Origin of the sequence: Bifidobacterium simiarum (assembly GCF_002802905.1) — a bacterium.
GTDB classification, from domain to species: domain Bacteria; phylum Actinomycetota; class Actinomycetes; order Actinomycetales; family Bifidobacteriaceae; genus Galliscardovia; species Galliscardovia simiarum.
In genome coordinates this window covers 255,158-277,040 of record NZ_PEBK01000005.1, presented here as the reverse complement: position 1 = coordinate 277,040, position 21,883 = coordinate 255,158, and the positions used below count along the sequence as shown (strand labels likewise).

At 66.4% G+C, this 21,883-nt stretch carries 16 protein-coding genes and 1 tRNA gene; 10 read left to right on the top strand and 7 right to left on the bottom strand.

All coding sequences use genetic code 11. From position 1 onward, the window contains the following. The first annotated feature begins 540 nt into the window (after nt 1-540). Complete coding sequence (locus tag CSQ87_RS06765; RefSeq protein WP_100513097.1) at nt 541-909, top strand: YccF domain-containing protein; 369 nt, start codon at nt 541-543, stop codon at nt 907-909. An 87-nt stretch (nt 910-996) separates the two neighbouring features. Here CSQ87_RS06765 and CSQ87_RS06760 read toward each other — a convergent pair whose 3' ends face one another. From CSQ87_RS06760 to CSQ87_RS06750, 3 genes are all read right to left on the bottom strand, one after another. Then, on the bottom strand, nt 997-2,178 hold the full coding sequence (locus CSQ87_RS06760; RefSeq protein ID WP_100513096.1) for a pyridoxal-phosphate-dependent aminotransferase family protein: 1,182 nt from the start codon (nt 2,176-2,178) through the stop codon (nt 997-999). 180 nt (nt 2,179-2,358) lie between these two features. Beyond that, entirely contained in the window at nt 2,359-5,166 is a 2,808-nt protein-coding gene (locus tag CSQ87_RS06755; protein WP_100513095.1) for an ABC transporter permease, read from the bottom strand. Next, entirely contained in the window at nt 5,163-6,074 is a 912-nt protein-coding gene (locus tag CSQ87_RS06750; protein WP_423734781.1) for an ABC transporter ATP-binding protein, read from the bottom strand. The genes CSQ87_RS06755 and CSQ87_RS06750 overlap by 4 nt, the downstream gene beginning before the upstream one ends. A gap of 216 nt (nt 6,075-6,290) precedes the next feature. Between CSQ87_RS06750 and CSQ87_RS06745 the strand changes: the two genes are divergently transcribed. Beyond that, on the top strand, nt 6,291-7,448 hold the full coding sequence (locus CSQ87_RS06745) for an ROK family transcriptional regulator (RefSeq protein ID WP_165776772.1): 1,158 nt from the start codon (nt 6,291-6,293) through the stop codon (nt 7,446-7,448). 275 nt (nt 7,449-7,723) lie between these two features. Here CSQ87_RS06745 and CSQ87_RS06740 read toward each other — a convergent pair whose 3' ends face one another. Beyond that, nucleotides 7,724-9,040 carry an O-acetylhomoserine aminocarboxypropyltransferase/cysteine synthase family protein gene (locus tag CSQ87_RS06740; protein ID WP_100513092.1) on the bottom strand — a complete coding sequence of 439 codons (1,317 nt, stop codon included), beginning with the start codon at nt 9,038-9,040 and terminating at the stop codon, nt 7,724-7,726. A 312-nt stretch (nt 9,041-9,352) separates the two neighbouring features. Between CSQ87_RS06740 and CSQ87_RS06735 the strand changes: the two genes are divergently transcribed. Beyond that, on the top strand, nt 9,353-10,285 hold the full coding sequence (locus tag CSQ87_RS06735) for a pyridoxamine kinase (RefSeq protein ID WP_423734780.1): 933 nt from the start codon (nt 9,353-9,355) through the stop codon (nt 10,283-10,285). 61 nt (nt 10,286-10,346) lie between these two features. Here the strand turns inward: CSQ87_RS06735 and CSQ87_RS06730 are convergent, their stop codons facing one another. Then, on the bottom strand, nt 10,347-12,008 hold the full coding sequence (locus CSQ87_RS06730) for an alpha/beta hydrolase family protein (RefSeq protein WP_100513091.1): 1,662 nt from the start codon (nt 12,006-12,008) through the stop codon (nt 10,347-10,349). Nucleotides 12,009-12,260: 252 nt separating this feature from the next. Between CSQ87_RS06730 and CSQ87_RS06725 the strand changes: the two genes are divergently transcribed. The 6 genes from CSQ87_RS06725 (at nt 12,261) to CSQ87_RS06700 (ending at nt 19,356) form a co-directional block, all read left to right on the top strand. After that, complete coding sequence (locus tag CSQ87_RS06725) at nt 12,261-12,674, top strand: YraN family protein (RefSeq protein ID WP_100513090.1); 414 nt, start codon at nt 12,261-12,263, stop codon at nt 12,672-12,674. Next, nucleotides 12,671-14,221: a YifB family Mg chelatase-like AAA ATPase gene (locus tag CSQ87_RS06720; protein WP_100513089.1), complete on the top strand. Its 1,551-nt coding sequence runs from the start codon at nt 12,671-12,673 to the stop codon at nt 14,219-14,221. The genes CSQ87_RS06725 and CSQ87_RS06720 overlap by 4 nt, the downstream gene beginning before the upstream one ends. Before the next feature lie 11 nt (nt 14,222-14,232). Then, complete coding sequence (locus CSQ87_RS06715; protein WP_243388866.1) at nt 14,233-15,633, top strand: DNA-processing protein DprA; 1,401 nt, start codon at nt 14,233-14,235, stop codon at nt 15,631-15,633. 45 nt (nt 15,634-15,678) lie between these two features. After that, on the top strand, nt 15,679-17,574 hold the full coding sequence (locus tag CSQ87_RS06710) for an FAD-binding protein (RefSeq protein WP_100513087.1): 1,896 nt from the start codon (nt 15,679-15,681) through the stop codon (nt 17,572-17,574). Nucleotides 17,575-17,634: 60 nt separating this feature from the next. After that, nucleotides 17,635-18,606, top strand: coding sequence for a succinate dehydrogenase/fumarate reductase iron-sulfur subunit (locus tag CSQ87_RS06705; protein ID WP_243388865.1), 972 nt, complete (start codon nt 17,635-17,637; stop codon nt 18,604-18,606). A gap of 63 nt (nt 18,607-18,669) precedes the next feature. Further along, a complete protein-coding gene (locus CSQ87_RS06700; protein ID WP_100513086.1) occupies nt 18,670-19,356 on the top strand; it encodes an O-methyltransferase in 687 nt (228 codons plus the stop codon). Between the two features lie 31 nt (nt 19,357-19,387). Here the strand turns inward: CSQ87_RS06700 and CSQ87_RS06695 are convergent, their stop codons facing one another. Then, nucleotides 19,388-20,302, bottom strand: a complete 915-nt coding sequence (locus CSQ87_RS06695) for an LOG family protein (protein ID WP_100513085.1) — start codon at nt 20,300-20,302, stop codon at nt 19,388-19,390. A 24-nt stretch (nt 20,303-20,326) separates the two neighbouring features. Next, entirely contained in the window at nt 20,327-21,616 is a 1,290-nt protein-coding gene (gene nhaA / locus CSQ87_RS06690; RefSeq protein WP_100513084.1) for a Na+/H+ antiporter NhaA, read from the bottom strand. A gap of 191 nt (nt 21,617-21,807) precedes the next feature. On the opposite strand from nhaA, the gene CSQ87_RS06685 reads away from it, so the two are divergent. Continuing rightward, nucleotides 21,808-21,881 (top strand) — tRNA-Arg (locus CSQ87_RS06685). Nucleotides 21,882-21,883 lie beyond the last annotated feature (2 nt).

Below are 21,883 nucleotides of genomic sequence, written 5' to 3'. Positions count from 1 at the left end.
AACCACCACTAGGAGGCCACCCGCCGTGCCGGGCAACGAATGAACAACTTACACGCCACCAACCCAAAACGCAAACCAAGAAGAGCGCGACAACCCGGAACCCCCACGCGCGCAAGGGCTCTGCCGGCGTGTCGCGAAACCACTCGAAGAGCCCAGCACCGGGCCCGGAACCGCAACCGACACCCAGCATAACCCGCACACGTTGCCGCCACGGAACGAGCGTCCACATACTCGACGGACATGCGGGAACGTTCACCCCACCGACACCGAAACGACACCACCAGGAGCCGAGCACGCATTCGCCCGACCACCCCCACCCGACTGACGCCGGGAGCCCCCGCCGGCGGGGGCTGGACGCCGGCAGGCGGACTGGGGGTGGTCAAACACGCTTCGCCCTGCCAACCCCAGTCGGCTCCGCCGCCAGCCCCCGCCAGCGGGGGCGACGTATGCCCCTTACTGGCGTACCGTCGGACGAAATCAGGGGGCAATCAGGGCAAACCCTGATGGCGCAATCCTCTGCCGTTCCCTACTGTGGAAGCCATGAGACTATTAGGCAATATTCTGTGGCTGGTACTCGGCGGACTGATGATCGCCTTCGGATGGGCGATCGTCGGACTGGTGCTGTGTCTGACGATCATCGGCATCCCGCTGGGCATCCAGTCGTTCAAGATGGCGGCGCTGACGCTCACCCCGTTCGGCAAAACCGTGGTATACGAGGGCGGCGTCGGCTCCACGATCGTCAACCTCGTCTGGGTGCTGCTGGTCGGATGGTGGATGGCACTGGGCTATGTGGTCGCCGGATTGGCGAACTGCATCACGATCATCGGCATCCCGTTCGGCATCCAGTCGTTCAAAATGGCCAAGCTCGCGCTGTGGCCGTTCGGCGCGCAGATCCGCGAACTGTACTAGCCGATGCACTAGCCGACCCGAGCCGACCCACGCAGCCCGAGCCGACCGACTAAGCGTAACCCGGCCGACTACACGCCAACCAACCGACTAGGCGAACACCGCGTTGGCCGCGGCCAGTCCCTCGGTGACGTCCACCGGGTGTCCCAGATCGATCATGGCCGATCCGAGCACGCCCAACGCGGCGACCACCTTCTGCGCCGACGCGGTGTACCCCATATGGCCGATGCGGATCAGTCGGCCGGCCTCCTCACCGAGGCCTCCCGAAACATGCAGTCCGTATCGCTCGTCCATCAGGCCGCGCAGCCGCCCGTCCTCAACATCGTCCGGCAGTCGGATGGCCGTCACCGAATTCGCCATATGCTCATCGGCATCGACCCACAGGTCGAGCCCCATCGCCCGCACGCCGGCGCGCATGGCCCGTGCCGCCCGTTCGTGACGCCGCACGGTCTCATCCACACCGCCCTCGTCGTCGATGATGTCGAGGGCCGCCTTGAGCCCGTAGATCGCTGAGATCGGCGGGGTATACGGCACGTAGTCGTGGTCCACCCACTGCCGCCACGGCAGGAAACTCAGATAGGAGCGTTCGTACCGACCGGTGTCGTGCGTCACCCGCTCGGCCCGCTCCCATGCCCGGTCGCTGACCGCCACTAGGGACATGCCCGGCGTCGATCCCAGACATTTCTGCGTGCCGGTGACGACGACGTCGCATCCCCAGTCATCGAACCGCACGGTCGAACCGCCGACGCCGGATACCGAATCGACGATGGTCAGCACGCCGCGTCGACGGCATTCCCGGCAGATCTCCTCCATCGGGTTCTCGGAGGCCGACGGGGTTTCGGAATGCACGAACGCCAGCACCTTCGCCTCCGGATGCCGGTCAAGGGCCTGTCGAACCGACGAGATGGATACCGAGGTGTCGTACGGCACCGTCACGTCGACCACGTCCCCGCCGTACCCGCGCAACACCTTCGCATATCCGGCCCCGTAGTATCCGGATGCCAGATTGATGCACACATCCCCCGGCTCCACCAGATTGGCGGCGGCCATCTCCAGACCGAGAATGGACTCGCCCTCCACCGGCAGCACGCGGTTCGCGGTCTTGAACAGCTTCGACAGGTCATCGCTGACCGAGAGCATGAGCTCGACGAACTCGTCGGTGCGGTGATGCACCATCTGCCATCCCATGGCCTCAAGCACCCGGGGGTATATGCTGCATGGGCCCGAAGCCATCATCAGTTCGGGGATGCGGGGATGAAACGAAGACGGCATGACGGCGGTCCTTTCTGCACTCCTGACGAGTCGTTCGACTCCGAGTCGTTCGGCGGGCGCGGCGATCCCGCTTCGACGGGCGTGCCGCCGCGCACCGACCCGCCACCAGTGTAGGACGGATACGCTACCCGGGACTACTCGGAATCACCCGATTGCCAGGAACCGCCCGATTGCCCGGGACTACTCGGAGGCCACGGCGTCCAGCACCGGCTTTTTCAGGGCACGGGATGCGGGAGACACGCTGGCGAGCAGGCCGACCACAATGGCGACCAGCAGGAACAGCCCGAGCTGATCCCACGGGATGCTCAGCGTCTCAAGGCCGTCCGACTCGTATACCTTGCGGATCACCGCGCCGGCGGCCACACCGACGACGAGACCGAGCACCGTACCGAACACGGCGATGATCGCCGCTTCGATGGCGAGCATGCCGCGGATCTGGGCCCGCGACGTGCCGATGGCCCGCAGCATGCCGATCTCCCTGGTGCGTTCGGATACGGAAAGCGCCAGGGTGTTCACGATGCCGAAGACCGCAATCACGATGGACAGCGCCAGCAGGGCGTAGAGAATCAGGAGGATCTGATCGACCATCGAGCTCATGGTGGACTTGTATTCCTCGTGGTTCATCACGGACACCGTGTAGTACGGCTTCACCACCTTGCGCAGCCGCTGCTGCAGGGCATTCCGGTCCACGCCCGGCTTGGCCACGACGTACATCTGGACGGTGAACAGGGTCTGCTTCGTGCCGAGCCGGTCGCCCAGATCGTCGCCGACCATCACGCAGCTGCGATAGACGTTGTTGGTGATGATCGCCCCGACCTTCACCCGTTCGGTGGTCGTCTCGGTCCTGGTCCGGATCAGCGTCGTCGGATCCACCTGCTTGGCCTGTTCCATGCGGGTCTGGGCCTCCTGGACCCTGCCCTGCGCCATCAATGTCTGGACCTCGGTCTGGACCTTGGCCTGATACTCCTGCTGCGCCTTGGCCGTGGCCGCCTGATCGATCAGGGTTTTCTTCGCGCTGACCGTCACGGTGTCGCCGACCTGCCATCTGCGATCGTTGGCCACGTCCTCGCCCACCACGAGGTCCCCGTTCTTCAGGGACGCCGTGGGGTCGCCGGCCTTCGTGACGGGGGCGAACACGTCGGTGAACAGCGTGGGCTGTACCGCGAGGGTCATGCCGTTGACGCGGTCGCCGTCGTATTTGACGCCGATGACCAGCCGGTTCGCGGCGGTGGATTTGACGCCGGAGACCGTCTTGAGATCACGGACGGCACCTTCCGGCAGCTGGCCGGATGAGGCCGACAGGACGGCGTAGTCCGCCTTCAGCCCGGTGTCCACGATGCCGGCGACGGAGGCCTTGGCCGAGGACGCGACCACGCCGAGGCATGACACGATGGCGACGCCGACGAACAGGGCCGCCGCCGTATTGGCGGTACGGCGTCTGGATCGGGAGAGATTGCGTCGGGCGAGGGTGCCGGTGACGCGGAAGATCTTCGACGGCAGCCATCCGAGGACCGTCCCCGCCACCGACACCAGCGACGGGCCCATGACGATCACGCCGACGACGAGCAGGGCCGCGCCGGCGCCCAGCGGCCAGCCGATGGCGATGCCGTTCAGACCGGCCCAGGGCGTCGGCCCGCTGCCGTCCGCGTCGGCCAGCGCCACGGTGAACAGCCACGACGCCACGCCGAGCAGACACATCACCGACCCCAGCACGCCGCGCAGCAGCACCGGCTTCTCGGGATTGACGGTTTCGTTCATCGCCTGGATCGGCGGGGCGAGGGCCGCGCGACGGGCGGGCAGCGACGCGCCCACGAACGTGACGATCATGCCGACGACGAGGCCGACCAGCATGTCGATGACGGTGGGGTTCGCCGATCCGCTGAGCGGCGTGCCCATGCGCTCCATGCCGAACACGATGAGCCGGACGACGCCCCACCCCAAGGCGATGCCGCCGAGCGAACCGACCAGGCCAAGGATGACGGCCTGCACGATCACCGTGGAGAACACCTGCCCCGGCGAGGCGCCGACCGATCGTAGCAGCGCGTACCCACGCATGGATTCCCGCACGATCATCGAGAACGTATTGGCGATGATGAACGAGCCGACGAACAGGGCGATCACCGCGAAGATGAGGATCAGCGGCTGGATGAAGCCGAGCATGTCCTTGGTGGCCTTGGCGTTGTCGTCGCGCATCTGGTCGCCGGTGATGGCGTGGGCCTTCGCGCTGGCAGGCAGACGGTCGTTGATGGCGTCGGCGAGCGCCCGCTGCTGGTCGGCGTCGAGGGGCGCCCCGCGGTTGCCGCTGCCGTATACGCCGATGGATTGGGTCTTGCCGCTCTCCCCCGTCGTCCGTTCGACGGTTTGCCGGGCCACGTCGGGGTCGATCTGCAATAGGATCGCCCCGGCCTGGCTGCTGGAGGTGCGGAAGATGCCGGTCACCTTCACGTCGCGCGGGCCTTCGGGGTAGACGAGTTTGGTGGTGTCCCCGACGGTCAGTCCGGATCGTTGGGCGGTCTGTTCGTCGATGGCCACCTCGTGTTCGCCGGTGGCGTAGGTGCCCTTGACGAAGGTGGCCGATCGCCACGGCGCGGCCTTGGAAAAGCCGATGGCGATGGTCGGGGCGCCCATGGTCGAGACCGCGTCGCCGTTCTCGCCGACCAGGACCATGCCGCTGGACACGGAGTAGACGACCGTGGCGGTCCGTACGCCGTCGACCTGCCTGATCGTGTCGGTCAGGTCCGTGTCGATGTCGTTGTACGTGGTTGTGGAGGAGGTCGCGACTGTGTCATCGTCCTTGACTTCCTCGGAGCCGCGGACGTAGACGTCATGGTCGGCGTTCGACGCCATCATTTCGTCGACCTGGTTGTTGAGCATTTCACGGAAGCAGAACGAGCCGACGACGAACGAGACGCCGAGCATGATGGCGATGATCGACATGGCGAATCGTCCCAGATGGGCGCGGGCCTCCCGCAGTCCGATGCGGATCATGATTCGACCCCGCCGCGTTCGTTCCCGTGTTCGTCGTATTCGTCCCCATGTGCGTTCCCGTTTGCGTTCCCGTCGTCGGCGAACACCTCGAGGATCTGTTCGTACGTGGGGTGGCTCATGTCCCGGGTGATGCGTCCGTCGGCGAGCACCAGTACGCGGTCCGCGTAGGAGGCCGCCCGTGGGTCATGGGTCACCATCACGATCGACTGGCCGTAGTCGCGCACCGAATCGCGCAGGAAGCCGAGCACCTCCCGGCTGGATCGCGAGTCGAGGTTGCCGGTTGGTTCGTCGGCGAAGATCACGCTGGGCCTGGCCATCAGCGCCCTCGCGCAGGCCACGCGCTGCTGCTGTCCGCCGGAGAGCTGGCTGGGTCGGTGGGTGAGACGGCTTTCCAGCCCCACCACATGCACCATCTGGTCGAACCATGCGCGGTCTATCGGCCGGCGGGCGATCTGCAACGGCAGCAGGATGTTCTCCTCGGCGCTCAGCGTGGGCACGAGGTTGAAGCTCTGGAAGATGAAGCCGATCTGTTCGCGGCGCAGGCGGGTCAGCTGGCGCTGGTTCATCGAGGAGACTTCGAGCCCCTCCACGATCACCGTGCCGGACGTGGGCGTGTCCAGTCCGGCCATGCAGTGCATCAGCGTGGATTTGCCGGAGCCCGACGGTCCCATGATGGCCGTCATCTGGCCGCGCATGAACGACACGTTGACGTGGTCGAGCGCCGTGACCACGGCGTCCTTGTCGCCGTAGGTCTTGGTCAGGTCGATGGCTCTGGCGACCACGGCGGGGTCGGTCTGCGTCGGGGTTCCCGTCGCCGCACGGACCGGGGTTGGAACCGACGGGGCCGGGGCCTGGGGCGTCGGGGCCAATGCCGACTTCGCCGATGCGCTCACCGTCGACGTATTCACCGTTGATGCATTCACCGTCGATGTCGCGGTCCGGGATGTCGCGGTCCGGCCGCGCCGCGGTGTATCCCTCCCCTGCTGCTCGCGGACCGCCTTCGCCGTATGCCTGCCCATGTCGCTTCCCCTTCCGAAGACCGGTTGCCTAGTACGACATGCTACTTCACATGCCGGATCCCAAGGCGGCCACCGCATACAATGAGTCAGTGGAAAGGCTACCGGATGACGACTGTGACGACGGCTCAGGTCAGGCGGCGTAACCGCGATCGGGTGCTCGAGGAGATCTACCGGCATGACGGCGTCTCCAAACGCGATCTCGCGCGAACGCTGGACATGAGCCTGCCCACCATCACGCAGAATCTCGGGGATCTCGAGAGCGAGGGGTTCGTCATTCGCCGGGGGTTCTCGCACTCCACCGGAGGCCGCAAACCCCAGATCTATTCGTTCAACGAACGCGTCAGGCTGGCGGTCGGCGTGCATATGACCGCCAGAGGGGTGGTCGTCTGCGCGGTAGATCTGCGCGGCAACTGCGTCAAGCGGGCCAGCGGCCGGCTTCCGTATGCGCACAGGGACGCCTACTATCATCGCGTCTGCCAGTTCGTCAACCAGTTCATCGATTCGCTCGTCAAAGCCCTTCCCCCTTCAGACGTATCGCCGATACTGGGCGTGGCGTTCTGCATGCAGGGCATCATCTCGAAGGACGGCCGCCGGGTCGTCTTCGGCAAGGTGCTGGGCAACGAGGGGCTGACCGTGGAGACCTTCGGCCGGGAGATCAGCCGCCCATGCGTTCTGGTCCATGACTCCGCTGCGTCGGCAATGGAGGAGATCTGGCGGCGTCCCGACATCGGGGACGCGCTGTGCCTGTATCTGGAGGATTATCTGGGCGGCGCGGTGATCATCGACGGACGTCTTCATCAGGGGGCCGGGATGCGCAACGGCACGGTGGAGCATATGACGCTCGTCCCCGATGGCAGACGATGCTACTGCGGCAAGCTGGGATGTCTGGACGCCTACTGTTCGGCGAGGTCGCTCGTCGAGGGCCGCGACGAGACGCTGAAGGAGTTCTTCAATCAGGTCAGGGACGACGAGTACACGCATCGACGCATCTTCCACCAGTATCTCGATCATCTCGCGCTGGCCGTCAAGAACATGCGCACGGTGCTCAACTGCGACGTCGTGATCGGCGGACACGTCGGCCAGTACCTGACCATGGACGATCTGGCGGATCTGAAACTGCGCATGCAGGCGTTGGAGTCCTTCGACGACATGGACTTCCGCGTGCGCAAAAGCGTCTGCCAGCATGATCAGGCCGCCATCGGAGCGGCGTTGACGTTCGTCCGCGACTATGTGGATGAGATCTGCGGCCACGAGAACCGATGAACGAGAAAAGCGCGGGACGGCGGGCAATGCCCGTTCGTCCCGCGCCGCTGATGTGCGATGGTAAGCTTCCCCCACCGATCCCGATCGATATGGACCTACGCCGGCACGCTCCCCCTGAACGCCGGTGCAGGTCCGGATCGATCGGTCGGATCATCGGATCACATGATCGGTCAGATCAAACAATCGGTCAGGCCGGATGATCGGCCGCTCCGGACGTTCCGCCGACGTCGGCCGACGGAATCCAACGGACCGAACCGATCACTCGGTCATTCGGCTCACTTGGCGAGGCCGGACTCGCGCAGGGCCTCGAAGCCGCCCTTGAGGTCGTCGAGGATGTCCTCGATGTTCTCGGTGCCGATGGACAGGCGGATGGTGCCCTGGTGGATGCCCTGATCCTCGAGCTCCTCCAGCGTCTCCTGGGAGTGGGTGGTGGAGGCCGGGTGGATCACGAGGGACTTCACGTCGGCGACGTTGGCCAGCAGGCTGAACAGGTGCAGGTTGTTGATGAACACGCGTGCCGCATCCTTGCCGCCCTTGATGTCGAAGGTGAAGATGGAGCCGGCGCCGTTCGGGAAGTACTTCTTGTACAGCTCGTGGTCGCGACGTCCCTCGATGGCCGGGTGGGAGACGGACTCCACCTCGGGCACGGTCTGCAGGTACTCGACGACCTTCAGGGCGTTCTGCACATGGCGCTCGACGCGCAGGGAGAGGGTTTCGGTGCCCTGCAGGAGCAGGAACGCGGCGAACGGGGACAGCGTGGCGCCGGTGTCGCGCAGCAGGATGGCACGGATGCGGGTCACGAACGCGGCGCCGCCCAGGGCCTCGTAGAAGTTCAGGCCGTGGTAGGACGGATCCGGCTCGGTGAGGGTCGGGAACTTGCCCGGGACCTCGGCCCAGTTGAACTTGCCGCCCTCGACGACGACGCCGCCCAGCGTGGTGCCGTGGCCGCCGATGAACTTGGTGGCGGACTCAACGACCACGTCGGCGCCGTGCTCCAGCGGACGGAACAGGTACGGGGTGGCGAAGGTGTTGTCGACGATGACCGGCAGATGATGCTTGTGGGCGATCTCGGAGATGGCCTCGAAGTCGGGCAGGTCGGCGTTCGGGTTGCCGAAGGTCTCGAAGTAGACGAGCTTGGTGTTCTCCTGAATGGCGTCCTCGAAGTTCTGCGGGACCTCGGGGTCGACGAAGGTGGTGGTGATGCCGTCGCGCGGCAGGGTGTGCTTGAGCAGGTTGAAGGTGCCGCCGTAGATGTTCTTGGAGGAGACGATGTGGTCTCCGGACTGGGTGATGTTGCGCACGGCGTACTCGACGGCCGCGGCGCCCGAGGCGACCGCGATGCCGGCGGTGCCGCCTTCGAGGGCGGCGATGCGGTCCTCGAACACGCCCTGGGTGGAGTTGGTCAGACGGCCGTAGATGTTGCCCGGATCCTGCAGTCCGAAGCGGGCCTCGGCGTGGTCGAAGTCATGGAAGACGTAGGAGGTGGTGGCGTAGATCGGCACTGCGCGGGAATCGGTGGCCGGATCGGCCTGCTCCTGACCGACGTGCAGCTGCAGGGTCTCGAAGCGGTAGTTCTTGTTCTTCTCAGCCATGGTGGTGTGCTCCTTGGATCGTGGTGTGGTTACTGTCGTTGCCTTCGCTCGGTGAGGTTCCGGAGGATTCCCGGACCGTCGTCCTTGCGTTGATGGTTATGACCATATGCGCCCGAAGGCCCCTGATTCAAGCCGAAACGGGCTTTTCGCTATTACGGTTGCTTATAGCCTTTTAGCAGTCTCTTGCACGACAAAGGGTTGATAACGCGTTACACGGCCGTCCCAGCGGCAATCCGAAGGCCGGGACACGCCGAAACGAGCACGTCGGAGGCCGATATGCTGTGTTGCGTATGGGTATGCGACGGCGACCCGATGGACGACAGAAAGGCCGATGCCATGACCACCTTCGATGAGACCTCTTTCGACGATGACGTAACGCTGTTCGAGCGCGATCCGCGCTACATCCCCCGCGTGGCCGCCGTGCACGACATGTGCGGCTACGGCAAGTGCTCGCTGACCGCCGCGATCCCGATCCTTTCGGCGGCCGGCTGCGACGTGTGTCCGGTGCCCACCGCCCTGTTCAGCGCGCACACGATGTTCAAGGACTACACCTTCAACGACACCACCGCCATGCTGCCCGCCTATCTTGACGCCTGGCGCAAGGAGGGCGTGGAGCTCGACGGCGTGTACAGCGGCTTCCTCGGCTCCGCCGAGCAGGTGGCGCTGATCCAGCGGCTGTACCGCGAATATCCGAAGGCTCTTCGTCTGGTCGATCCGGTGATGGGCGACGGCGGCAGGATGTATCCCACCTACACCGAGGAGCTGTGCCGCGCCACCGCCGAACTGGCCCGTGGGGCGGACGTGCTGATGCCGAACCTGACCGAGGCCTCGCTGCTGACCGGCCGCGAATACCCCGGTCGGAACCTCAGCGAGGACGAGGCCCGCGACTGGCTGGACGCGCTGCTGGACCTCGGCGCCCGCAACGTGGTGCTCAAGGGCATCGACCGCGGCGACGGCATGCTGCGCAACTACGTGGCGAACGCCGAAACCGGCGGCGAGGGCGCGATCGAGCTGACGCATGAGAAGCTGCCGTACATGATCCACGGCACCGGTGACGCCTTCGCCTCGGCGCTGTGCGGCGCCGTGATGGCGGGTCTCGGCCTGGCCCGGTCCGCATACATCGCCGGGCAGTTCGTCCGCTCCGCCATGCGTCACACCCGCGATCAGCCGCATTTCGAGGAGCGCGGCGTGAGCTTCGAGCTCAGCCTCGGCGAGCTCACCGGTCTGGTCGATCAGGCGCGGTAGCCACGGCGACGGCGGGCAGGACAGCAACCGGCTACAGACCGACCGGCTACAGACCGACCGGCTACAGGCCGAACAGTCCCCAGAAGGCCATGACGGCCAGCGACAGCAGCGCCCCCACCACGACCAGCGCCGCCGTCAGCCAGTGTCCCGGCCCCACGATCGCAGGACCGGGAACGTCGCCGGATGGGCCTGCGTCATGTGGGTCTGCGCCGCGATCGGCGGCGTCGGTGCCGCGGCGGCGTAGCTCGTCCCGGCACCGGACGATGAGCCATGCGACGAACACCATGTTGCCCAGCGCGGCGATACGAAGCGCCGCCCAGCCGAAGGCGAGCAGGGCCGTCCGATCATGCAGCATCACGGCACTCCATCCGACGAAGCCCAGATAGACGTGCAGCATGAGGACGATCAGCGTGGGAACGGTGCCCGATACGACCAGCAATCGCGCCAGCCCCGCATCGAACCGGCCATGCCGCAATCGGAAACGCCGCGATCCGGCGCGCCGCGTATCTGAACCCCGTATGCCTGAACGCCGCGTGCCTGAACGCCGTGTACCGAACCGCTTGCCCACGGCGAGCGCGAGCGCCGCCACCGCCGCCAACAGCGGGGCGAGCACCGCGGCGACGGTCATGGCGCAGAGCAGTCCCAGCGAGCCGATCAGGCCGGAGGACGTCCACCGGGGAGCGGTGAATCGCTGGTCGGGCGTCACCCCGGCGATCCGGGCGGTGGCCCATCCGTCGGCCTTCGTGCCCGCGGCGACGGCGTTCACCCAATCATCCAGGGTGTGTGTGTATCCGTCGGCGAGCGGCAGTCCCGGGGTGAACAGTCCTTCGCCGGCCCTCATCTGATGGTTGGCTCGGAAGTATCGGACGGTCACGTTGTCGTTGCCGGACCGGTGCGCGGCGGCGATGATGGTTTCGGCTCCCTGTTCGATGGGCATGGCGGTGTCCAGCACCCCGTAGTTGACCAGGACGGGCATGGTGAGCGACGGCAGGTACCGTCGGGCGTCGAAGTCGCCGTATCGAAGATCGAACGGCGCGAAATCCATCGACATGAGCTTGGCGACGTTGTCGCTCACCTGGGCGGGCGCTCCGGCCCGTTGCAGATAGGCGCTGGCGGCCATGGCCATGAGCTGGCGTCCGGAGACCACGGGGGCCGAGGACAGGATGGCGAATCCGATATGCTCGTCGCGATCGGTCATCAACGTGGCGATCCAGGTGCCCTCCGATTCCGCGTACAGGCCGGTTCGGGCGGGGTCCACGCCGTGCCGGCTTCTCAGCAGCGTCAGCGCCCGTCCGTAGTCGTCGGCGAATCGGGCGTAGTCCCGGTGGATCCACGAGTAGTCGTCGAGCCGTTTCTCCGGGACCAGCGTGGTGATGCCGGCCGAGGCCATCGAGGAGGCGATATCCGCGAAATCGTGGGCGGAACCGGTGCCGGAACCGTGGATGAACAGGCACGCGGGCCGATCGGAGGGCGCGTTCACCGGCTCGCGCAGTACGGCCCGGATGCGGGCCCCGTCGCCCGTCGTGACGGTCAGGTTCACGGTGCGGACGCGATAGGCGCCTTCATGCACGGCTACCGGCCTGTTCGCCCTCACGGCGACGTCGGACGATCCCAGGGCGATGTGATCCTCGAACGGTTCGACCTTCCATGATGGTGCCATCGCCTGTCCAAGCAGGGCGAACACCACCAGCAGGACCAGTGTCGTCACTCCGATGGTCATCATCCTTCTCAGTTTGCGCACACCGTTCACGGTATGGCCGACCGCCGCAGCCCAGAGCGGACGACCGCACTTCTGCGCATGTTCTGCGCATGGACGGCACAATTTCGCCCCGGGACTGTTGATAACGGCATAATCGTCCACATTCGGCGCGAAACATGGTCAGTCCGTCCACATCCGACGCCGCGAAAACCCACGTTCGACCACATCGTCCGAAAACCGTGGCGCGGTCGGCGCGATGGTGGTGTAGTCGGAACCATGAACACACTCCAACAACTCACCCAGCAGATACATCGTCCGGATCTCACGTCACGGCAGCTCGGCAGCGTCGGCGAGGCCTACGCCTGCGCTTGGCTGGAATGCCGCGGATGGACGATCGTCGACCGCAATTGGCAGTCCCGATACGGCGAACTCGACATCGTGGCGCTCTCCCCCGCCCTGCAGCTGACGTTCGTGGAGGTCAAAACGAGGCGGACCGCCCATTTCGGCCCGCCTCAGGAGGCGGTGACCGCCCACAAGCGCATGACGATCAGGCGGGCCGCGGCGCAATGGCTGATGGAATACGGCAGGCATGTGCGCCACCGCGGCACGAGGTTCGACGTCATCGCGCTCAGCGTGGACGGCGGCGCCCGGGCCCCGCGGATCACCCATATTCCGGGGGCGCTGCAATGAGGATCGGCACGGCACTTTCCGTGGGGCTCGTCGGCCTCAAGGCGTTCACCATCTCCATGCAGGCGTACATCTCGCAGGGACTGCCGTATTTCTCGATCATCGGACTGCCCGACGCCTCGCTGTCCGAAGCCCGGGAACGGGTGCGCTCCGCATGCTCCTCCGCCGGATTCCATTGGCCGCAGACCCGGGTCACCGTCAATCTTTCCCCCGCGTCCCTGCCCAAACGAGGGGCGGGCCATGATCTGGCCATCGCCGCCAGCGTCCTGTGCGCCGGCGGGGCGATCCCCCATGACTGCCTGCAGGAGACCCTGGTGCTCGGCGAGCTCAAGCTCGACGGCACGGTGCTGCCGGTGACCGGCCTGCTGCCGATCCTGCTACACGCGCGGGCCAGCGGCATCTCACGGGCGTTCGTGCCCTACGCCAATATGGCGGAGGCCGCACTGGTGCCGGACATCGAGGTCACGCCGGTACGACACGTCGGCGAGCTCATCGAGCATATGGGCGGCAGGGCGAAGTACCGGATCGATCCCGATCACGGCGTGACGGCCGGGCACGGGACTCCTTCCCGGTCACCCGACGAGGCCGTGGAGGCCGACGGGGATCGGCCGGACATGAATCAGGTGATCGGTCAGGAACAGGCGAAATGGGCGCTGGAGGTGGCGGCCGCCGGCGGACACCACGTGATCATGGTGGGGCCGCCCGGCACGGGGAAGACCATGCTGGCCTCCCGCCTGCCCACGATCATGCCGCCGCTCAACGAACGCGAACAGCTGGAGGTGGCGTCCATCAGATCGCTGTGCGGCACGCTGCCCGCGTACGGCATCACCGAAGTGCCGCCGTACGAGGCTCCGCACCACACCGCCTCGGCGCCGTCCCTCGTGGGAGGCGGCAGCGGCGTCGCCGTACCGGGGGCGATCACCCGGGCGCATGGCGGCGTGCTGTTCATGGATGAGGCTCCGGAGTTCTCCACGAGGGCGCTACAGACCATCAGGGAGCCGCTGGAAACCGGATTCGTGTCCATCAGCCGGTCGAAGGCCACCACGCACTTCCCCGCACGATTCCAGCTGGTGATGGCGGCCAATCCGTGCCCGTGCGGATTCGGCTGGGGAAGCGGCGAACGATGCGTCTGCACAGCCAAGGACCGGACCCGGTACTGGAACCGTCTTTCGGGACCGATCCTCGATCGCATCGACATCCAGATCACGGTGCCTCCGGTGGCGGAATACGCGGGGGACGAATCGAAGCCGAGGGAATCAAGCGACCGGATCCGGCACCGGGTGATCGAGGCCCGGGCGGCGGCCGCGGAACGGTACCGCATGCACGGGTGGCATTGCAACGCCAAGGCCAGCGGCGAATGGCTGCGCGCGAATACCTCGCGCTCGGCGCTGACGCTGATCTCCCAGGCGCTGAAGAGCGAACGGCTTTCCCTGAGGGGCGCGGATCGTGCGCTGCGGCTGGCATGGACGCTTGCCGACGTGGCGGGACGGACCAGTCCCGATGACGGGGACGTGGCGGCGGGCATCGCACTGAGGACGAGACTGCGATGAACGGCGATGCCATGGCCAGAGCGGTGCTGACCTTCGCCACCGACGGACCGGACGCCCTGATGTACGCTCTGCTGAAGGGCGCGGAGAACGCCACGCAGGCGCTGACGCTGGTGCTCAGGTCGACGCTTGCCGAACCGCCGTGGTGGCTGGTCGGCGCCGATCGGGAGGGTTTTCCCGGTAACGACCGGATGCTGGAGCGCCTGTTCATCGTCGGCACGGCGAAATGGGGCCGACGGGTGGGGCCGAAGGAGCTGGAGAGTTTCCGGCACGCCCTGACCCGCTGGCGGGACCGGCTGCTGCGGCTGCCTCTGGGCGATTACGGGGCACTGGCCGGGATGATGACCCATGACGACGACCAGTGGATCATCACGCCGGAATCGCCCTGCTGGCCCCATCAGCTCACGGATCTGGCGATTCGCTCGGACTGGGCGCCGCCGCTGTGCCTATGGGGCATGGGTGATCCGTCCTCGCTGGTCAGCTGCGAGGCGCCCGTGGCCGTGGTCGGGTCCCGGGACGCCAACGACTACGGACGGTTCGTGGCCCGCAATGCGGGGCTTCATGCGGCGAGAGACGGGCATCTGCTGGTTTCAGGAGGGGCCATGGGCACCGATGCCGCGGCCCATTGGGGAGCGTTGGCGGCGCGACGGGAGCGTGAGAACGGCGACGATCCCGACCACGCCGGACGCACGGTGGCGGTGTTCGCCGGAGGTCTGGACCATCGAGGCCCGGCGCGCAACCTTCCCCTGTTCGACGCGATGCTGGCCGAACGCGGCGCCCTGGTTTCGGAGATGCCGCCCGGCACCATCCCCGAGGCCCGGCGCTTCCTGCTGCGCAACCGCATTATCGCCGCCCTGTCCGACGTGATCATCGTGGCGCAGGCCCGTCACCGATCCGGCGCGCTGAGCACCGCCACCTGGGCGGCCGAGATGAGCCGGAAAGTCTACGCCGCACCGGGCGACATCGACGAGCCGTTCAATACGGGATGCAACCGGCTGATCCACGAGGGCAAGGCGATCCTGCTGCATTCGGCCACGGATATCGGGGAATGCTGTCACCCTAGCCATCTGCCCTGCGAACCGGGCGGAGGGGACGAGCCAGTGGAACGGGACAAGGCGGCGGAACGGGACGTCAGGACCGCGGATCCGGCGCCGTCGACGACCGCGGCCGCCGGGGAATCGGACGGGGACGACCGCGGGGCGTCGATGGTGCTCACCGCCGTCCGCAGCTGCGCACGCCGCCACGTTCCGGCCACCGTGGACGAGATCATGCGGTATCTGTCGGCGAAGCCGGCCACGGCGACGGTGTCCGTCGGCGGACTGCACGCGCTGCTCGGTCTCATGGAGTCGCGGGGCATGATCCGCATGGGGGACGACGGCATCGTCCGCCTCCGGTCCGCGAGCGCCGCGCGCTAGCCGGCGTACGGGTCACAGGTCAGGCCATGTGGGACAATCGGGACTATGAGTCCGAAGCAGTTGGAAGAACAGTATGATGCCGTAATCGTCGGAGCCGGCGCCGCGGGGCTGTCGGCGGCCCTGGGGCTGCTGCGATCCCCCGCCTACGAGGAGATCGCCCAGCAGGGCGTCCAGCCGAGGATCCTGGTGATCTCGAAGCTGCAGCCGTTGCGTTCCCACACCGGGTCCGCGGAGGGCGGCATCGCGGCCAGTCTGGGCAATGTGGAGCATGATGACTGGCATTGGCATCTATTCGACACGATCAAGGGCAGCGACTGGCTCGCCGATCAGGACATGGTCGAGATTCTGGCCAGTCAGGCGCCCGCCACCGTGATCGGATTGGAGCATGACGGCGTGGCGTTCTCCCGCACGCAGGACGGCCATATCGCCCAGCGTCTGTTCGGAGGGCATACCGCCGAATTCGGCAAACAGCCGGTGCACCGCACCGCCTACGCCGCCGACCGCATCGGCCATCAGATCCTGCATTCCCTGTGGCAGCAGTGCGTCAAAGCGGGCGTGCAGTTCGCCGAGGAATGGTATGTCACCGATCTGGTGGTCGAGACGGGGGATGATGGAGAACAGCGTTCCCGCGGCGTGGTGGTGCTCGACACCCATTCCGGCAAGGTCCATGCGGTGAGGTCCCGCAACGTGCTACTGGCCACCGGCGGCGCCGGCAGGCTCTTCCATACCACGTCCAACTCCTGGGATCTGACGGGGGATGGCATGTCGCTGGCGCTTGAGGCCGGACTGCAGCTGGAGGACGTCGAATTCGTGCAGTTCCATCCCACGGGTCTGGCCCATACCGGCATCCTGCTGTCCGAGGCCGCCCGAGGCGAGGGCGGACGTCTGCTCAACGCCGACGGGGAGCATTTCATGGACCGCTATGCGCCGGGCCATGGCGATCTGGCGGCCCGCGACGTCGTCTCCCGTTCCATCATGGCCGAAGTGGATGCCGGCCGTGGCGTGGCCGATCCCAAGGACCCGGACGGGCCGAAGGACTGCGTGTGGCTTGATCTGCGGGCGCTGGGCCACGACGTGCTGGAGGGCCGGCTTCCGGAGGTGTGCGAAACGGTGCGCGACTATGCGGGACTGGATCCGGCGACCGATCTGATTCCGATCCGCCCCACCGCGCACTACACGATGGGAGGCATTCCCATCATGGCCGACGGCAACGTCTACGAGTGGGTCGACGGGGCCCGCAGAACGGTGGACGGCCTGTTCGCCGCCGGCGAGTGCTCGTGCGTCAGCGTGCATGGGGCGAACCGTCTGGGCGCCAACTCCCTGCTCGACGCCTGCCTGTTCGGCACCCGCGCGGGTCAGGCCGTGGCGTCGCGGATCGCCGCCGCCTATGCCGAGGCGCTCGGCGAGGGTCTTGATCCCACGGAATGCGACGACGACTCCCCCGCCGTCGACGAGGCCGCCGCGGCCCGGTCCGAGGACATCGCCTCGCTGCTCGCCGGAGCGGCCGTCTCCGATGGCGACGACGGGCAGGCCGCCGATATGGATGATGACAATCCGTATCGCGTGATGGCCGATCTCGGCGCCGTCATGGAACGGTACGCCGCCGTCCGCTGCGACCACGACGGCCTTACCGAGGCCCTGCGCGAGGTGTCCGGCACGCTGTCCGACCGCGCCGGGGCGCTGCATGCGCACAGCGACACCGCCGCCTACAATCAGGAGGTCACCGCCATTCTCGAGGCGCGTCATCTCGTGCGTCTGGCCAAGGCCGTGCTCACCGCCTCCGACGGACGCGAGGAGTCGCGCGGATCCCTGTATCGCCGTGATTTCCCGCAGCGCGACGACGAACGGTTCCTGGCGCATTCCATGATCGACGCCGATTCGATGCTCTCCTGGCAGCCGGTGGTCATCACCGCGTTCCCGCCCAAGGCTCGCGCCTACTGATCGATATCGACCGCTCTACTACACTGTGTGTGAGTACCGATGATTGAGGAGCTGCCCCCTATGACCACTGCCGATGCCAATCGCATGCTTGACGTGACGCTGAGAATCGCCCGTTTCACCCCGAAACCGGAGAAGGCCTCGCGTCGCCGCGGAGGCAGTCCTTTCGCGAAGAAGTCCCCGTTCGGCGATTCCGGCGCGTCGTCCCGTCCCGGGAGGGTCCGCGGCAAACGCTGGACCCAGGAGTACCGGGTCAGCGTACACGCCAACGATTCCGTACTGGACTGTCTGCTGATGATCAAGCGCGAGCAGGATCCGTCGCTGGCGTTCCGGTATTCGTGCGGCCATGGCATGTGCGGTTCCGACGCCGTGGCGATCAACGGCACGCCCACGCTGCTGTGCACGGCGAAGGTGCGCGACTGGGTGAAGCCCGATTCCCCCGACTTCACGGCGAACGAGGGGTTCCGTCCCACCGGCCAGCCCGTTGACGACGACGCCCAGGCCCTGGACCTCGATGCACTCGAACCGGGCACCGGTCTGGTCATCGATCTGGCCGCATTGCCCGGATTCCCCACGCAGCGCGACCTGATCGCCGACGTGGATCCCATGCTCGACCAGATCCGTCGCCTGCGCCCGTACCTCGAGGCCTCCGGGGAGCTGAAGACCACCGATGACGGCAAGATCGACGCCTTCGAATACCTGCAGAGTCCCGAGCAGCTGGCGCGATACGAGCTGCTGAGCAACTGCATCGCCTGCGGGGTGTGCGAGGGCAGCTGCCCCGTGTATGCGGGAGGCGAGGCGTTCGTCGGCCCGGCGGCCATGATCACGGTGTCCCGTTTCCTCAACGACTCCCGCGACTCCATCGCCGATGACCGACTGGACTCGCTGATGGGCTCGGACGGCGCCTCGGCATGCCAGTCGGTGAGGGCCTGCTCCATGCACTGCCCCAAGGGCATCGACGTGGGCGAGGAGCTGTGGCAGACCATCCAGAAGGTCGATGCCGCCAGAAAGGCCCGGCAGACGGCCGACGCCTGATGCCGTCCATGCGGCGACGGGGATTCACGAAACTTCGACAACGTCAAACGTCAAAGGACACCGATGAACAGAACCGATTACACCAATCTCGCCAAGGGTTGGGAGTTCATTGAGGACACCGCCTATGCCGCCGAGCCCCCCGCGTTGCATCGTCTGCGCCGACAGTGCACCGACGCGGGATTCACGCAGGGGTCGGCGGCTCAGGCCGGTTTTCTCGCCATGCAGGCGCGACAGCTGAAGGCCCGGTCGGTGATCGTGCTGGGCTCGGGATCCGTGGTGGAGTCCGCCCATCTGCTCGAGGCGCTGGAGTCGAACGATCCCGACGTCAGCGGCCAGCTCACCACGGTGGATTCCTCGGCTCAGGGCACGTCGCTTATCCGACGCGTCTTCTCCGGCGTGCAGGACGGCGTGCGCACCAAGCTGCGCGTCGTCAACGCCAAGCCCAGCGTCTACTTTCCCCGTCTCAACGCCGGCGACTACGATCTCATCGTCATCAACGGGGAGAACGTCAACTACGAGTCCGCGCTCGACCACGCCCACCGTCTGCTGCGCGTCGGCGGCGAGCTGGTGATGTGCGACGTGCTGGCCGTGGACGTCGAGGGGTCGCGGGGAGGCCTGCTGGATCCCGCCGATCACGGGGACAAGGCCACGCATATGCGTCAGCTGATCGACGAGACGCTGCAGGACGAACGGTTCGTCTCCTGCATCGTCCCCATCGGCACGGGCATGCTGCTGTCGATCAAGCAGTAGCGCTCGCTCAGCAAACGCCCCGGAATCCCGCTCAACGCTCCGAAATCAGTCTGGTGGCACGTTCCACGGCCTCGTCCGGATCGTCGGTGAGCGTCACCAGATCCGGATCGATCGGCGAGATCATGCCACGGTCGATCAGCGTGCCGTTGATCCAGTCGAACAGTCCCCGCCAGTATGCCGTGTCGAACAGCACCACGGGCATCGTGGTCACCTTGTGCGTCTGCACCAGGGTGAGCACCTCGAACATCTCGTCCATCGTGCCGAACCCGCCGGGACAGACGATCACGCCGGACGAATACTTGACGAACATGGTCTTGCGGACGAAGAAGTACCGGAACGTCATGCCCAGATTCACGTAGCTGTTCAGGCCCTGTTCGTGGGGCAGCTCGATGCCCAGTCCCACGGAGGTGCCGCCGGCCAGCGAGGCGCCCCGGTTGGCGGCCTCCATGATGCCCGGCCCTCCCCCGGTGATGGTGGCGATGCCGCGTTCCGCCAGCAGTCGTCCCATACGGCGTGCCGCCTTGTATGCCGGATCCGTGCGCTTGGTACGGGCCGAACCGAACACGGCCACCGCGGGGCCCACTTCGGCGAGCGCGCCGAAGCCGTCGACGAATTCCGCCTGGATGCGCAGCACCCTCCACGGATCCATGTGCAGCCAGTCGGTGCTTTCGTCGTTGCGCAGCAGGTTGCCGATGGTGGTGCTGTCCGGGATCATCGATCCGCGCATCACCACCGGACCGCGATGGTAGGTCTCCCCCAGCGGCGAGGCCTCGTCGTCCCGCGCAGCCGCATCCCCGTTCTCGGTCACGTCGTCCGCCGTCTCATCCGTGACGGCCACGGCGTCAAGGGACTGGCCGAGATCCTTGGCCGCCTTGTCGTGCTTGGACTTCTTGCCGTCTTTCTTGTCCTTGGCCTTCTTGCCGTTTTTGCGCACCATCTTCGCCATACCGTATCGCTCCTTATCCGATGATCATCGTACCGCCGTTTGCCGCTCGTCTCCGGTAGCGCGACGCCGATACGTCCGGGCCTGATGGCTTAGCAGCACGCCGGAGATCAGGGCGGCGATCAGCGAAGCGACCAGCACGCCGAACCGGGCCTCGCCGGAGAGCTCCGGATCGTCGTAGGCCAGCGTGGCGATGAGGAACGACACCGTGAACCCGATGCCGCAGGCGCATGCCGCGGGGAACAGATCGCGCAGACGCAGTCCCTTGGCCAGACGCAGTCCCGCGAAATGGGTGGTCACCCACGCCGTCAGCATGATGCCCACGGGCTTGCCGATCACCAGCGCGGCGATGATGCCGAGCACCACGGGGGAGGTCATCATCGCGAGGCTCAGCGTCTTGAAATGCACGCCGGTGGCGAACAGTGCGAAGATCGGCAGCGCGAGCAGCGCCGAGAACGGCTGCAGCTTGTCCTTGTACCGTTCGGCGCGGGGGGTCTCCTCCCCGTGCATCTCGCGTGACGGCGTCAGCAGGCCGACCAGCACTCCGGACAGCGTGGGGTGCACGCCGGCCTCGAACATCATGACCCAGGCGAGCGCGCCCACGATGGCGACGAGCGGCCAGGGGACGCGGCGCATTCTGACCAGCAGCGCCCACGCGGCGGCGCATGCGGCGATGCCGAGGAACCAGTACCAGGCGTTGAGCGAGGAGAAGAACAGGGCGATGACGATGACGGCGAGCAGGTCATCCACCGTGGCGAGCGTCATCAGGAACGCGCGGATGCTGCCGGGAAGCCCCTTGGCGAACAGGGCCAGCACCGTCAGCGAGAAGGCGATGTCCGTGGCCGTGGGGATGGCCCACCCCTGGGCGAGGGTCCCGAAGGCATGCACCTCGCCGGAGGCCACCATGGCGAATCCCGGGGAGGCGGGGCCGAACGTCGAAAACAGCCACGTCACCAGCAGGAACAGCACCGGAGGCACCATCATGCCGCCGACCGCGCAGGCCATCGGCACCGCTGCAGCCCGCGGATTCGCCAGCGAGCCCGTGGTCAGCTCCTGTTTGAGGTCGAGACCCACCACGAGGAAGAAGATGGTCAGCAGACCGTCCTGCGCCCAGTGGCCGATGGGCAGATCGATGTTGGTGCTCGGCACCGCGACATGCGTTTCGGCGATCGCCTCGAACAGGTGCGTGGTGGCCGGCACGTTGGCGAGCAGCAGACCCGCCAGGGCGAACCCCAGCATGATCAAACCGGATATCGTATCCGACTCCGCCACACGCCGAATCCTCGACCACCATCCGAATCGGGTACCGTCCACCATCGCTCCTTCCGGGATTATCCGCGTGCTCCCGCCGGAGCCGCCAACACCCATCCAGAGTACCGTCATTGGACGCCGATAGCCTGTTACGAGGGCGGAAGCGCACAGCCGACCACTGCGCGACACGCCGATTTGCTCTCACCGGCAAAGCGGGTTATTCTATCCGAGTTGCCTGAATCAAGCACTCAGGCACTGCGCCAGTAGCCCAATGGATTAGAGCATTTGACTACGGATCAAAAGGTTGCAGGTTCGAATCCTGTCTGGCGCACG

Coding starts and splice junctions, on each gene's coding strand:
- CSQ87_RS06755 (WP_100513095.1), bottom strand. CDS start 5,166: ATGATCCGCATCGGACTGCGGGAGGCCCGCGCCCATCTGGGACGATTC.
- CSQ87_RS06760 (WP_100513096.1), bottom strand. CDS start 2,178: ATGCCGTCTTCGTTTCATCCCCGCATCCCCGAACTGATGATGGCTTCG.
- CSQ87_RS06730 (WP_100513091.1), bottom strand. CDS start 12,008: ATGATGACCATCGGAGTGACGACACTGGTCCTGCTGGTGGTGTTCGCC.
- CSQ87_RS06725 (WP_100513090.1), top strand. CDS start 12,261: ATGAACACACTCCAACAACTCACCCAGCAGATACATCGTCCGGATCTC.
- CSQ87_RS06720 (WP_100513089.1), top strand. CDS start 12,671: ATGAGGATCGGCACGGCACTTTCCGTGGGGCTCGTCGGCCTCAAGGCG.
- CSQ87_RS06700 (WP_100513086.1), top strand. CDS start 18,670: ATGAACAGAACCGATTACACCAATCTCGCCAAGGGTTGGGAGTTCATT.
- CSQ87_RS06735 (WP_423734780.1), top strand. CDS start 9,353: ATGGACGACAGAAAGGCCGATGCCATGACCACCTTCGATGAGACCTCT.
- CSQ87_RS06695 (WP_100513085.1), bottom strand. CDS start 20,302: ATGGCGAAGATGGTGCGCAAAAACGGCAAGAAGGCCAAGGACAAGAAA.
- CSQ87_RS06745 (WP_165776772.1), top strand. CDS start 6,291: ATGACGACTGTGACGACGGCTCAGGTCAGGCGGCGTAACCGCGATCGG.
- CSQ87_RS06765 (WP_100513097.1), top strand. CDS start 541: ATGAGACTATTAGGCAATATTCTGTGGCTGGTACTCGGCGGACTGATG.
- CSQ87_RS06705 (WP_243388865.1), top strand. CDS start 17,635: ATGACCACTGCCGATGCCAATCGCATGCTTGACGTGACGCTGAGAATC.
- CSQ87_RS06740 (WP_100513092.1), bottom strand. CDS start 9,040: ATGGCTGAGAAGAACAAGAACTACCGCTTCGAGACCCTGCAGCTGCAC.
- CSQ87_RS06715 (WP_243388866.1), top strand. CDS start 14,233: ATGGCCAGAGCGGTGCTGACCTTCGCCACCGACGGACCGGACGCCCTG.
- nhaA (WP_100513084.1), bottom strand. CDS start 21,616: ATGGTGGACGGTACCCGATTCGGATGGTGGTCGAGGATTCGGCGTGTG.
- CSQ87_RS06710 (WP_100513087.1), top strand. CDS start 15,679: ATGAGTCCGAAGCAGTTGGAAGAACAGTATGATGCCGTAATCGTCGGA.